This is a genomic window from Bacteroidetes bacterium endosymbiont of Geopemphigus sp. (assembly GCF_002904345.1).
In the GTDB taxonomy this organism is placed as follows: Bacteria; Bacteroidota; Bacteroidia; order Flavobacteriales; family Blattabacteriaceae; genus GSPS2-BC2016.
This window is the reverse complement of record NZ_PEIH01000005.1, coordinates 308,381-321,057: the sequence shown is the minus strand read 5'-3', so window position 1 is coordinate 321,057 and position 12,677 is coordinate 308,381. Positions and strand designations below refer to the sequence as shown.

At 37.7% G+C, this 12,677-nt stretch carries 11 protein-coding genes and 2 pseudogenes; 9 read left to right on the top strand and 4 right to left on the bottom strand.

Annotated elements, in window-relative coordinates; all coding sequences use genetic code 11:
• Nucleotides 1-11: 11 nt before the first annotated feature.
• The 3 genes from CS842_RS02760 (at nt 12) to CS842_RS02750 (ending at nt 4,178) form a co-directional block, all read left to right on the top strand.
• Nucleotides 12-2,102 (top strand): M1 family metallopeptidase, encoded by a 2,091-nt coding sequence (locus CS842_RS02760; RefSeq protein ID WP_103327368.1) that lies wholly within the window; start codon nt 12-14, stop codon nt 2,100-2,102.
• A gap of 125 nt (nt 2,103-2,227) precedes the next feature.
• The gene (locus CS842_RS02755; RefSeq protein WP_103327367.1) at nt 2,228-3,649 is read left to right on the top strand and encodes a sugar MFS transporter; all 1,422 of its coding nucleotides are present in this window, start codon (nt 2,228-2,230) and stop codon (nt 3,647-3,649) included.
• 10 nt (nt 3,650-3,659) lie between these two features.
• A complete protein-coding gene (locus tag CS842_RS02750; RefSeq protein WP_103327366.1) occupies nt 3,660-4,178 on the top strand; it encodes a dihydrofolate reductase in 519 nt (172 codons plus the stop codon).
• Here the strand turns inward: CS842_RS02750 and CS842_RS02745 are convergent.
• On the bottom strand, nt 4,150-5,400 hold the full coding sequence (locus CS842_RS02745; RefSeq protein ID WP_103327365.1) for a NupC/NupG family nucleoside CNT transporter: 1,251 nt from the start codon (nt 5,398-5,400) through the stop codon (nt 4,150-4,152). The genes CS842_RS02750 and CS842_RS02745 overlap by 29 nt on opposite strands.
• 15 nt (nt 5,401-5,415) lie before the next feature.
• Nucleotides 5,416-6,024, bottom strand: coding sequence for a bifunctional nuclease family protein (locus CS842_RS02740; protein WP_103327364.1), 609 nt, complete (start codon nt 6,022-6,024; stop codon nt 5,416-5,418).
• Between the two features lie 275 nt (nt 6,025-6,299).
• Here CS842_RS02740 and CS842_RS02735 point away from each other — a divergent pair, with 275 nt between their 5' ends.
• The gene (locus CS842_RS02735) at nt 6,300-7,283 is read left to right on the top strand and encodes a pyruvate dehydrogenase complex E1 component subunit beta (protein ID WP_103327363.1); all 984 of its coding nucleotides are present in this window, start codon (nt 6,300-6,302) and stop codon (nt 7,281-7,283) included.
• Here CS842_RS02735 and CS842_RS07830 read toward each other — a convergent pair.
• Nucleotides 7,266-7,576 (bottom strand): annotated as a pseudogene (locus tag CS842_RS07830) (3-methyl-2-oxobutanoate hydroxymethyltransferase). The gene CS842_RS02735 and the pseudogene CS842_RS07830 overlap by 18 nt on opposite strands.
• Before the next feature lie 174 nt (nt 7,577-7,750).
• Between CS842_RS07830 and CS842_RS02725 the strand changes: the two are divergent.
• From CS842_RS02725 to CS842_RS02715, 3 genes are all read left to right on the top strand, one after another.
• Complete coding sequence (locus tag CS842_RS02725) at nt 7,751-9,064, top strand: UDP-glucose dehydrogenase family protein (RefSeq protein WP_103327362.1); 1,314 nt, start codon at nt 7,751-7,753, stop codon at nt 9,062-9,064.
• Between the two features lie 3 nt (nt 9,065-9,067).
• On the top strand, nt 9,068-10,111 hold the full coding sequence (locus tag CS842_RS02720; RefSeq protein WP_103327361.1) for a glycosyltransferase family 2 protein: 1,044 nt from the start codon (nt 9,068-9,070) through the stop codon (nt 10,109-10,111).
• A gap of 140 nt (nt 10,112-10,251) precedes the next feature.
• The gene (locus tag CS842_RS02715; protein ID WP_103327360.1) at nt 10,252-10,560 is read left to right on the top strand and encodes a hypothetical protein; all 309 of its coding nucleotides are present in this window, start codon (nt 10,252-10,254) and stop codon (nt 10,558-10,560) included.
• A gap of 491 nt (nt 10,561-11,051) precedes the next feature.
• Here CS842_RS02715 and CS842_RS07825 read toward each other — a convergent pair.
• Nucleotides 11,052-11,456 (bottom strand): annotated as a pseudogene (locus CS842_RS07825) (transposase); the annotation flags it as partial.
• A gap of 401 nt (nt 11,457-11,857) precedes the next feature.
• Here CS842_RS07825 and CS842_RS02705 point away from each other — a divergent pair.
• Together CS842_RS02705 and CS842_RS02700 are read left to right on the top strand one after the other, a co-directional pair.
• A complete protein-coding gene (locus CS842_RS02705; RefSeq protein WP_103327359.1) occupies nt 11,858-12,148 on the top strand; it encodes a glycosyltransferase in 291 nt (96 codons plus the stop codon).
• A complete protein-coding gene (locus tag CS842_RS02700; RefSeq protein WP_103327358.1) occupies nt 12,135-12,506 on the top strand; it encodes a hypothetical protein in 372 nt (123 codons plus the stop codon). The genes CS842_RS02705 and CS842_RS02700 overlap by 14 nt, the downstream gene beginning before the upstream one ends.
• Nucleotides 12,507-12,677: the final 171 nt, after the last annotated feature.

Genomic DNA, 12,677 nt, shown 5'->3' with positions numbered 1-12,677 from the left:
AACTTGTCATCATGAAAAAAAATATTTATTTATTTATTCTTTTACTGTTAATTTTTCAATTTTTAACAGCTCAGCAAGTCGCTACAAGTAGCACCGATGGCGCCGGACGAGAATATCGGTCTACACCTGAAAAAGTGAATGATCTGGTACACACAAAACTTCGATTGCACTTTGATTTCACCAAGAAACAAGTCTATGGGGAAGAATGGTTAACTGTACAACCTCATTTTTATCCCGTGCAAGAGCTCTCGCTTGATGCTAAAGCTATGTTGATTCATGAGGTAACGATTAATGGTAATTCATTAAAATACCAATATGATAGAAAAATCCTGAAAATTCAACTTGATAAAATCTACAACCGTCAAAACAATTACACAATCTATATAAACTATACAGCCCGACCGGAAGACGTAAAAGAAGAAGGCAGTGAAGCGATCAAATACGCTAAAGGAATTTATTTTATCAATGCCGACGGAAAAGATCCCAATAAGCCCACTCAAATATGGACACAAGGAGAAACCGAATCCAACAGCGCATGGTTTCCAACTATTGATAAACCCAATCAAAAAAGCACACAAGAAATATATTTAACCGTACCCGATCGTTTTATAACACTTTCCAACGGTCTACTTAAAGAGCAAGTGAAAAACAATGACGGCACACGAACGGATTACTGGAAAATGGATTTGCCCCATGCCCCCTATCTATTTTTTATAGGGATAGGAGAATTTGCCATAGTAAAGGACCAATGGAATGAGGTTCCCGTGAATTATTACCTTGAAAAAAGGTATGCGCCTTATGCTAAAAAAATCTTTGGAAACACTCCGGAAATGTTAGATTTCTTTTCGAGAATCACCCAGATAAAATACCCTTGGCCAAAATATGATCAGATGATTGTTCGCGATTTTGTAAGTGGCGCCATGGAAAATACAACAGCCGTCTCGCATTCGGAAATGGCTTATGAGGTAATTGAGGAAGAAGCGGGAGAAAATTCCTGGGAAGGAACCATCGCACACGAGACCTTCCATCATTGGTTTGGAGATCTAGTGACAGCCGAGAGCTGGAGCAATCTTACACTCAATGAATCTTTCGCCACCTACGGCACATATCTTTGGTATGAATATAAATACGGAAAAGATTATGCCGAGAGCGAACGTTTAAAAAACTTAATGGGCTATTTTTCCAAAAAAGGTTTTAAAAACAATCTGGTACGCTTTTACTACGACAAAAGAGAAGATATATTTGATACGGTTTCTTATAACAAGGGAAGTGAAATTCTTCATATGTTACACAAGTATCTGGGCGATGATGTTTTTTTCGCCGCTATGAAAAAATACCTTGTCAATCACTGCTTTGATACTGCCGAGGCCCATCAGTGGCGCATCGCTTTGGAAGAGATTAGCGGAAAAGATCTTAATTGGTTTTTCAATCAATGGTATTGTGGATACGGACATCCAAAGCTTGATATTCGTCAAACTTATGATAAAGGGAGCGGGAAAATAGTACTTGCTATTGCACAAACACAAGACGAGCCGATTTTTGAGTTCCCCTATAGTGTAGATATTTATCGAAAAGACGGAAGTAAAGAACATCGTGAGTTTTGGGTAAGAAAGAAGAAAGAAAACATATTTTATTTAGATTTTCCTCAAGAGCCCGCTTTGGTAAATCCCGATCCCGACCATGTCTTGCTTGCAAACGTTGAAAGTCATAAAAGTCTAAAAGATTGGATATTTCAGTATAAATATGCCTCTGGATTTTTTGATCGATATGAGGCCTTAAAATATATAAGCGCTTCAGAGGAGCACCTTGGAAAAGGACAAGAAATGCTTATCAAAGCATTGAAAGATAACTACTATGGCTTGCGGATCTTATCCTTAAATTATCTGAATCTCAAGGATAATAAAACGAGAAAAAAAGCGCTTCCCATAATACTGGATATGGCGCAAAACGATACTAAGAATCTTGTACAAGCTTTTGCTATCATAAAATTATCTGAATTAAACAACAGAAAAGATTTTACAAATATTTTTAAAAAAGGTAGTAAAAGTTCTTCGAGAGTTGTGCAAAAAGCCTCTCTTGAGGCTTTATCCGGTTCAAAATAGAAAGAATCTCTTATGCAAGATTTAAGAAGATAAGAAGAAAAATAGATCTGTACTGAAAAAACTCTTTTTTTAGAATTTTAATCATTTTAACCCACGCGTTTCATTATCTAAAAATTTAAAAACATATGACCTCAACTGACCCTGTTCCCTCAGCTCGCGTAAAATTATCTGGGAATTATACGATGCCTCTGACCGTAATTAGTTCATTGTTCTTCATATTTGGATTTATTACAAGTATGAACGATGTATTAATTCCTAAATTTAGGGGCGTTTTTCAGTTGAGTTATTTTCAGTCAATGCTAATTCAGTTTTGTTTTTTTCTAGCTTATTTTATTATCTCAGGCGTTTACTATTTTCTTTCCCTGAAAAAAGGAGATCCCATTTTAAAGATGGGATATAAAAATGCGCTTATCATCGGTTTGTTGATCTCCTCCGTAGGGAGTTTCTTATTTTATCTGGCAGCCAACGCAAGCTCTTATGCTTTATTTTTGCTAGCGCTATTTATATTGGCCTCAGGAATTACGATTCTTCAAATCGGTGCTAATCCTTACATAACGCTGCTGGGAAAGCCCGAGACCGCTTCAGGGCGACTCAATCTTGTCCAAGCTTTTAATTCTGTGGGGACTACTATTGCCCCTTTAGCAGGGGGACTGCTCATATTAAAGACGATAAGCGATGAAATGAGCTCTTCAGGCATAGAAACACTTAAAGCCCCTTATTTAATCATCACTCTTATACTTTTGTCATTGGCGCTCATCGTGAAAATTTCCAGGCTGCCTGAAATAAAATACAAAGAAGAAGGGAGGAAAAATGCAGGAAGTAACATATTTTTTAAATACAGACAACTTATTTACGGGATGATCGGTATTTTTATGTATGTAGGCGGAGAAGTAGGTATAGGAAGCTTCATAGTAAATTTCCTTGGCTCGAAAGATATTGCTGGATTTCCTGAGGATAAAGCAGCGCATTATCTCTCTTTTTTCTGGGGAGGCGCTATGATCGGCAGATTTTTTGGAGCGGTATTTCTCAGCGGTATTTCCAAAAAAAAGAAAGTACTCTATAGCGCGGTTATATTTACAGCTGTATACTTTTACCTCTCTCAGATGGTTAAAAGCTTTGATATAATAGGCATTGAGTATTACTGGGGCTTGATTTTCATCAACCTTTTGGCTTTCATTGTAGGTTCCAAAGCTCCTCAAAGAACCCTTTACATTTTTTCGTTCATGATTATTATAGCTCTGTTAGTGGGAATCTTTGGAAGATCTCATTGTGCGATGTGGTCTATATTAGGGATAGGTCTTTTTAATTCGATTATGTTTCCGATAATTTTCAGCCTGGGCGTTCGGGATATTGAAAAAGACACCTCTCAGGGCTCTTCTTTGATGATTATGGCTGCGGTAGGCGGCGCACTTTTGCCTCCGCTACAAGGGATTCTGGCTGACTATGCCGGCATACGCTTATCTTTTCTTATACCCATTATCTGCTATGCTTACCTAGCCTTTTACGGACTATACGGCTATAAAAAATATCAGGAAATTCAGGCGTAGTTTTCATTTAATGAAGCGTATTCTCATCGCAGCGGTTGCCGAAAATGGGATCATCGGTGATAAAAATCGCTTGATCTGGCATTTACCCGATGATCTCAAACGTTTTAAAAAGCTTACCTTTTCGCAAGCGGTGATCATGGGCCGAAAAACCTTTGAATCCTTAGGGAAAGCCTTAGCTGGCAGAGAAAATATTATTATCAGTAAAAACCCTGAGTATAGCACTGAAAATGCCAGAATAGTTTCTTCTTTACAAAAAGCTTTTGAAAAAGCGTTATCTTTTGATGTAGAAAAAGCTTTTATCATAGGAGGCGCGCAAATATACGCCTTGTCTTTAAACCTATGTGATGAGTTAAACATCACAAGAGTACATGCCGATTTTGTAGGAGATGCCTTATTTCCTGAGATCAACGAACGGTATTGGGAAAAGATAAGCGAAGAATATCATCCTTGCAATAAACAACACCCTCAGGCTTTTAGTTACATTAACTACCGAAAAAAATTTAATACATCAATAAACCGGCAATGGTAGCTGAAAGATAAGAAGCCAAAGTACCACATAAAAGCGCACGCCAGGCGAGATATGCGAGATCTTTTCGACGCTCTGGAATTAGCTCGCCAATTCCTCCGATTTGAATGCCTATGGATCCGATATTGGCAAAACCGCAGAGTGCGATGCTCAATATGGTGATGGTCTTGGCGTCGAGTGTACGAAGAGCTATAAGATCTTTTAATTGCAAATAGGCCACGAATTCATTGATGACTAATTTTGTTCCCATAAGCGAACCTGCTATATCCACATCTTTCGAGGGTACTCCCATGAGCCAAGCTAGGGGAAAAAATAGTTTTCCTAAAATATAGCTCATGCTTAAATCAGGAATTGCTAGGTAAGGCCCTAACCAGCTCAAAAAAAGATTGATCATAGCTACAAGAGCCATGAAACCGATAAGCATAGCTGATATATTAAGCGATATCTTAAGACCATCGCTACAGCCGCGAGATATGGCATCGAGTAGACCAGATGATTCTTTTTCTACAGCGAGCTTTACATTTTTTCTAGTCTCAGACTCATGAGTTTCAGGATAAACGATTTTAGAAATCACTAAGGCGGCAGGAGCTGCCATAAGACTGGCCGCCAGAAGATACTCTGCGGGAATTCCAAAGCCCATATAAATAACCATTACACCACCGGCTATACATGCCATGCTTCCTGACATAGAAGCTAAGAGCTCTGAAACGGTCATGCCTTTAAGATAAGGCCTGATCATAATCTGGGCTTCCACCTGCCCTACAAAAGCGCTCGCTACATTAGAGATCGCTTCAACACCGCTGATGCCCATTAAACGATGCACAATACGCGCTACCCAGGAAACGAGTCGCTGCATAATTCCCAGATGATAGGAAATTCCTACCAAAACGCATATTAAGATCACTGTGGCGGTAACATTGAAAAAGAAAATAAATGCATGCCCGGGGCCTAGTTTATCTGAGAGGACTTCCTCACGGACTAAAACACCAAAGACAAAATCAGCTCCCGTACGTGAGCTCTCTTCAATAACACGGGTAATGAGAACGCCTATTTTTTGGAAAATTCTTGAACCAATATCTGTTTTAAGGATAAAAAGAGCAATAGCGGTCTGAAGGAGTAAACCTTTTAGTACAAGACGATAATTAATAGCTTTTCGATTGTTGGAAAATAAATAGCTGAGACCAAGAATAAAAATAATCCCCAGAAGACCAGTAAACCTTTGCATGCGTCAAATATATAATTATACTCGTTTATCTAGCTCAACTTTTACAAGAGCCGCTAGTTTATAATCCTCGCGTTCAATAGCCCGATTAAGAAATTTGACGAGCTCGGGTTTGGTCATCTTTTTTAGATCGACAGAGTTTTCTGTCACTTTTTTTTCCGAAGGAAATTTTAAAGACTGAAAAGAAAATTCAGATTTATCAAAATTTTTATCCTTCTCTAAATGTATACTAGCTTTTTCAAAGATCTCTTTGGTGGTATAAATAGGTGCATGAAAACGAATGGCCAATGCAATAGCATCTGAAGTTCTGGAATCTATCCTTTCTTGAATTTTTTCCCTCTCAAAAAGGATGTGAGAAAAAAACAGGCCATCTATAAGCTTGTAAATTACTACAGACTTCACATCGATATGAAAAGCCCTTGAAAAGTTTACAAATAAATCATGTGTAAAGGGTTTGGGTACATGAATATTTTTATCAAGCGCTACGGCAATGGAACGTGCTTCATTGCCCCCTATGATAATAGGCACCTGGCGTTGTGTAGAGTTTTCCTTAAGCAAAAGCGCATAAGAACCGGTCTGCGTCTGGCTATAGGACATACCATGTATCTTCAGCGGAATTAATTTCATAAAAAAGCATAAACCTGCCTTTATTCAAAATATGTGATTATAGAACTATTCTGGTTCAGCAAATTTATACAATTCATACGATATCTTTAATCACAGAGCTCAGTATTGAAAGAGTTGTCAATAAAATCTTTAATTTCTCTTCCTATTCCCTGAACCTTTAAAGAGAGATAAATCCACACAATTTCAAAAAGTACAACACTTATAAAGTGTATTCTATTTTGGTTAACTTTGCTCAGCATTATTTATTATTTTTATCGAAAATGAGTAGCCCTGTTGTGAAAGAGATGACTTTCAGAGAAGTAATTGCCGAAGCTATGAGCGAAGAGATGAGAAAAGACCCCAGCATCTATCTAATGGGCGAAGAAGTAGCGGAATACAATGGCGCTTATAAAGCTTCCAAAGGAATGTTAGCGGAATTCGGCGACAAACGAGTTATCGACACACCGATTTCAGAGCTCGGTTTTTCAGGTATCGGCGTAGGCTCAGCAATGAATGGCTGTCGTCCGATCATCGAATATATGACGTTCAATTTCTCTCTTGTATGTATAGATCAAATCATCAATAACGCAGCAAAAATGCGTCAGATGAGCGGAGGTCAATGGAATATTCCGATTGTTTTTAGAGGACCTACCGGATCTGCTGGCCAGTTGGGCGCCACGCACTCACAAGCCTTTGAAAATTGGTACGCCAACTGCCCAGGTCTGAAGGTAGTCATCCCTTCCAATCCTTATGACGCCAAAGGGCTTCTCAAATCGGCTATTCGCGATGAAGATCCTGTAATTTTTATGGAATCTGAGCAGATGTATGGCGATAAAATGATGATTCCACAAGAGGAATACACCCTGCCCATAGGCAGAGCGGATATTAAAAAAAAAGGAAAAGATCTGACACTGGTATCATTTGGAAAGATCATGAAAGTAGCGATGGACGCTGCGGAGAATCTTTCAAAAGAAGGCATTGAAATAGAGGTTATAGACTTAAAGACGTTACGTCCGCTGGATTATGATACGATTATAGACTCGGTTAAAAAAAACAACCATATGGTCATCCTCGAAGAAGCCTGGCCGTTCGCTTCCATTGCCTCTGAAATTTCCCATGTCGTCCAACAAAGAGCCTTTGATTATCTGGATGCCCCGATTAGAAAGATCAATCTTCCAGATGTACCCGCGCCCTACGCACCGAATCTCATAGAAGCATGGTATCCCAATGTAAAGCAAGTTATAAATACGATAAAAAAAACTTTAGACATTATCAAGTAACAGATCATTAAGGATTTTTTGGAAAAAAATTCTTCGCAAATACTTTAAGCTAAAAATAATTCTTTTATCTCTTACCGATATTCTCCGGTACGCAGACTCAATTACCGCTTCTACATTGTCCTCTTTCATCATGCGTATGACCGATGCAAGCGATTTATCCGGAGTATGGTAACTTCCAAAGGACAAATCAGCCACCACTAAAGCGCACGATACGCCACGTTTCACACAGGTGTCGTGGTAGATCATCTGATCCAAATGATGTCCACGCCAGCTTGATCAAGCAATCTCGCCATGGAGTAATCATAGACGGTAAGCATGGTGATTTTTCCTTTTTTATCTTTCTATCCTGTAGATTTTTTACATGAATTTTTTCATCTTTTTTTCATAGGAATGCTCATTATAAGAGTTTTTAAAACCCTTACAAAAGTATTGTTTTTGTTGGTAGATTTGTCGTATACATTTCTTACATGAATATAGCCATTATAGGAACAGGATACGTAGGCCTGGTGACGGGGGTTTGCCTGGCGGATCGTGGAAACCATGTTATCTGCGTGGATGTCGATGAGCAAAAGGTGTTCGCTATGAAAGGGGGTAAGATCCCGATTTATGAGCCCGGGCTCGAGGAGATATTTAAAGAAAATATCCAGGACAAGCGCCTTTTTTTTACCACCTCTTTAGAAGAAGCGTTTAAAGAGTCTCATCTGATTTTTCTCGCTCTTCCCACCCCTTCCGGGCAAGACGGCTCGGCGGATTTGTCTCATGTGCTCGATGTGGCGCAAGCCATAGGAAAGAGTCTTAAAGAATATAAGGTCATCGTTAATAAAAGCACTGTGCCGGTAGGAACTTCCGAGAAGGTGCGCGATAGTATTTCTCAGCAGAGCAGGGGAGCTCCTTTTGATGTGGTATCGAATCCCGAGTTTCTAAGGGAGGGTTTTGCCGTGGAAGATTTTCAAAAACCAAGCCGTATTATCATCGGCTCGGGCAGCGAGTGCGCCGTTGAGCTGATGCGAAAGCTTTACAAACCTTATACGGACCGTGGTATTCCCTTATTGGTGATGAAAGAGCGTTCGGCGGAATTGACCAAATATGCCGCCAACGCTTTTCTCGCCACAAAAATTACCTTTATCAATGAGATGGCCAATTTTTGCGATCTTACAGGAGCGGATATTGATTCTGTCCGTCTGGGCATGGGCTATGACGGGCGTATAGGGCATCGTTTTTTATTTCCGGGCATAGGCTACGGAGGGAGTTGTTTCCCTAAAGATGTCAAAGCTCTTATATCCTCAGGCAAGGAGCTTGGGTATGATTTTCAGATTTTACAGACGGTGGAAGCTGTTAATAAAAAGCAAAAAGTTTTACTCGCCGATAAACTCCTTAAATATTTTAAAGGAAGTTTAAAAGATAAAAAAATCGCCTTGTGGGGGCTTTCTTTTAAAGCCAATACCGATGATATTCGCGAGGCTTCTTCACTCGATATCATTGAGAAATTACTCTTATCAGGGGCTAAGATTTCCGCTTTTGATCCGGTAGCGATGAATAATGTTAAAAAACATATCGGAAAGAGGATTCATTATACTGAGGATATGTATGAGGCGCTCTCTGGAGCGCATGCCTTGTTGATCCTTACCGAATGGTCTGAATTTTCACAACCTGATTTTAAGCGGATATTAGATAAAATAGATCAAAAAGTCATATTTGACGGCAGAAATCTTCTGGACCCCAAAGAGATGAAAGATCTGGGCTTTTATTATGAAGGAATAGGCAGGAAGATAAACCGTTAAAATATGCCTAAAATCAGTATCATAGTTCCGGTATATAATGTAGAAAAATACTTAGATAAATGTCTGCGATCTCTTGTGAATCAAAGCTTTCAGGATATAGAAATCTTGGTAATTAATGATGGATCTACTGATAACTCTCATGTGATTATTGATAAATATGCCGCTTTGTATCCCCATTTGATAAAATCCATTGTCAAGGCTAACGGAGGTTTGGCGGATGCGCGCAATTATGGATTGCGCCATGCGAAAGGAGATTATCTGATGTTTGTGGATTCGGATGATTGGGTGGAGCCTGGGCTGTGTAAGGAGATGTATGATCTGATCACACGGTATAATGCACAGATGGGCGTATTTAATGCCATTTGGGAAGATGAGAGTGGAAGTGTTTTGAAAAAGATGAAATTCACTTACCATCCCGATGAATGTATTGATTTAAAAAAAGATTTTTCAGTTTTTAACGAGATCTGTGGCTATGCCTGGAATAAAATTTTTAAAAGAAAGCTTTTTAAGGGAATCGAATTCCCTATAGGCAGATATTATGAAGATACTGTTATACTTATAGTCTTTCTTGAGGTAAATAAACTGGTGAAAACAGATAAAGCCTACTACCATTATGTACAAAGACCCGGCTCGATCACCAATGTTTCTTATACCAGAAAGCATTTCATTGACTTTTATTTCTGTCACGATCTCTTGATAAAAGCTTTTAATCAAAGTCAATATAAAAACTATAAAGATCGTTTACATTTTTACCTGATAAGGCATGGCGGAGCACCTCTTCCCCCATGGAATCAAATCAGAGATCCAATTTTCTTAAAGGAGTGTTTTGAAAAATCGAAAGAGTTTCGAAGAGAGAACAAACTACCTATGTTTCAATACTTTTTTTATAAAAGAAGTGACGGTAAAAATCATTTTTTGAATTGGTTATTAAAATATAAGTTATACTATATTTTAGCTATTTTTAGTCCTTGGTTGTTAAAAAATTTATTACTTGCCAGGATTCTTTTTCTTAAAGAAACAGGTATAAAGTACACTATACCGTTATAGATCTATCTCCTATGGTTTTGCCGTGGAAGATTTTCAAAAACCCAGTCGCACATTATTTGGATCGGGCAGCGATCGTCCCGTGGAGCTCATGCTAAAGCTCTATAAACCTTAGGCGGACCGAAGCATTCCCTTGCTAGGTAATGCAAGAGTGCCCGGCCGGGTTAACTAAATATGCCGCCAATACTTTTCTCGCCACGAAAATTACCTTTATTAATGAGATGGCTAATTTTTGCGATCTCACGGGAGAAGAAATAGATTCTGTATGTCTGAGCATGGAACTCTCTGAAGCAGATATACAGCTTTCAGTGGTGAACCCTAAACAGGTAAAGTATCATGTTCGCATGATGCTCTCCACCGTTAAGACCTACACAATATATGCTAAGCTACTCTCGATGTATGGAAAGAAGATCCCATCCTGTTCTCTATTAAGATACCTTCTAAGACCATAGAAGAACTCAAACAGATCAATGCAGTCCTTGATCTCTTGCAAAAGTAGCGTCGTATCATGAGTAATAAATTTTAAAGAGACCTATCTCAAGTACCTGGGGTAAACACTAAAGTCTTGCAAGCCATAGAAGACTATATAAAGTTTACTAATAAACAAATTATTAGATTTAGAGCAGCAAATGCACTTTACGGCTGAAAAGAAATTCGATAGGGAGTTTGAAAAAATCAAATCCATCAAAGGCTTGGGCTGAAACACAGTCATAGCCCTGTATTGCCAACGGAGGTGGCAAACACTTCCAAAGAGCCAAGTAATTCTCCAAGTACCTCGACATAACTTCCTGTTATGAACAATTAGACTCTTCCATAAGGAAAAATGGACACAATCAACCAACATGGGAACTCCGAGTTGCACTCGTTACTACTACATGGATTTTTGTATTATTTATTCGCTTTAATAAGGCTTGCAAAGAATTTTATGAAAGATTAAAAGCCAAAGGTAAACGGATAAATAAATCGTTTTATTAATCATCTTTGAACCCTCATGTACTTTAAAGACTATTCCGTCGAAGCAAACAATTAGATATTTACTCTCCAAGGGCCTGTTCTGACAGGTCATCACTTCAATGGCCAGAGAATTGGTAATTCGCGATATGGCAGAGATATATATATCAAAATTCCTTGATTTGCTCTTCTATATCGGTTACACTCGTCCCTTTAACGTAAAACGAGATAATAATGTTTTCCAAGTCTTCTATGATTTATGTCTTTTGAGAACAAGTACAGGCTCAATGCTACCCTATCTATCTCGAGGAACTTGTATTTGATTTTCTCCAAATGATGATTTTATTTTATTACTTGCATGCCCATTACGGTAATTTCCTGTGGTTGTTTTGTGATGATTTGTAAAAAATCCTTGTTGTTTAATAATTCTTCGTGAGTCACGAACCATCTAATATTTAAAATTAGTAAAAAGTTATTTCTGAAAATTTTTGAGCTTTTAACGGTTCTACATTTTCAGAGTAACTTTTCCTCTTACACACTTAATGGGATACTATCTGGTTTTGCTTAAAAGAATGTTTTAAGAAATCCAAAGAATTTCGAAAAGAACACAAATTACCTATGTTTGATTTCTTTTTTTATAAAAGAAGTGATGGTAAAAATTACTTTCTAAGTATGCCTTTACCGATAAAGTATTTCCCATAATTTATACTATACTCTGTCTATTTTTAGCCCTTGGATTTTAGAAAAAGTACTGATTGCCAAAATTTTTAAAAAAACGGATCTACTGATAACTCTTAGGTGATTATCGACAAATATTCTGCTTTGTATCCCCATTTGATAAAATCTTTTGTCAAGACTAAAAAAAGAGTATCAGATGCGCAAAGCTATGGTTTGCGTTATGCGAAAGGAGATTATCTGATGTTTGTGAACTCGGATGATTGGGTGGAACCTGAGCTGTGTAAGGAGATGTATGATTTGATCACACAATATGATGCACAGATAGGCGTATTTGATTTTATTTGGGAAGATGAAAAGGAAAATGTTCTGAAAAAGATGGAATTCGTTTTCCATCCCGATGGGATGTATTGATTTAAAAAAAGATTTTTCAGTTTTTAATAAGATTTTGGGCTATGCCTGTAGCAAAATTTTTAAAAGAGAGCTTTTTAATGGAATCGAATTTCCTTTGGGAAGGTATCATGAGGATACTGTAGTTCTTATTACTTATCTTAAGATAAATAAACTGGTGAAAACAGATAAATCCTATTACCATTATATACAAAGATCCGCCGCTACTACCAATGTTTTTTACAGCAGTAAGTATTTTATCGATTTTTATTTCTGTCAAGATCTTTTGATAAAAGCTTTTAATCAAAGTCAATATAAAAACCATAAAGATCGTTTAGATTTTTATCTGATAAGAAATGGTGGAGCGCCTCTTCTCTCGTAGATTCAAATTAAAGATTTAATTTTCTTAAAGGAGTGTTTTGAACAATCGAAAAAGTTTCGAAAAAAGTACAAATTACCTATGTTTCAATACTTTTTTTATAAAAGAATCGATGGTAAAAATTATTTTTTAACTATACCTTTAAAGTCTAAATTATGTTATATTTTAGCCATT

Bases quoted from the DNA above. Each gene is read 5' to 3' on its own strand.
- CS842_RS02760 (WP_103327368.1), top strand. From the start codon at position 12: ATGAAAAAAAATATTTATTTATTTATTCTTTTACTGTTAATTTTTCAA.
- CS842_RS02755 (WP_103327367.1), top strand. From the start codon at position 2,228: ATGACCTCAACTGACCCTGTTCCCTCAGCTCGCGTAAAATTATCTGGG.
- CS842_RS02750 (WP_103327366.1), top strand. From the start codon at position 3,660: ATGAAGCGTATTCTCATCGCAGCGGTTGCCGAAAATGGGATCATCGGT.
- CS842_RS02745 (WP_103327365.1), bottom strand. From the start codon at position 5,400: ATGCAAAGGTTTACTGGTCTTCTGGGGATTATTTTTATTCTTGGTCTC.
- CS842_RS02740 (WP_103327364.1), bottom strand. From the start codon at position 6,024: ATGAAATTAATTCCGCTGAAGATACATGGTATGTCCTATAGCCAGACG.
- CS842_RS02725 (WP_103327362.1), top strand. From the start codon at position 7,751: ATGAATATAGCCATTATAGGAACAGGATACGTAGGCCTGGTGACGGGG.
- CS842_RS02720 (WP_103327361.1), top strand. From the start codon at position 9,068: ATGCCTAAAATCAGTATCATAGTTCCGGTATATAATGTAGAAAAATAC.
- CS842_RS02715 (WP_103327360.1), top strand. From the start codon at position 10,252: ATGCAAGAGTGCCCGGCCGGGTTAACTAAATATGCCGCCAATACTTTT.
- CS842_RS02700 (WP_103327358.1), top strand. From the start codon at position 12,135: ATGGGATGTATTGATTTAAAAAAAGATTTTTCAGTTTTTAATAAGATT.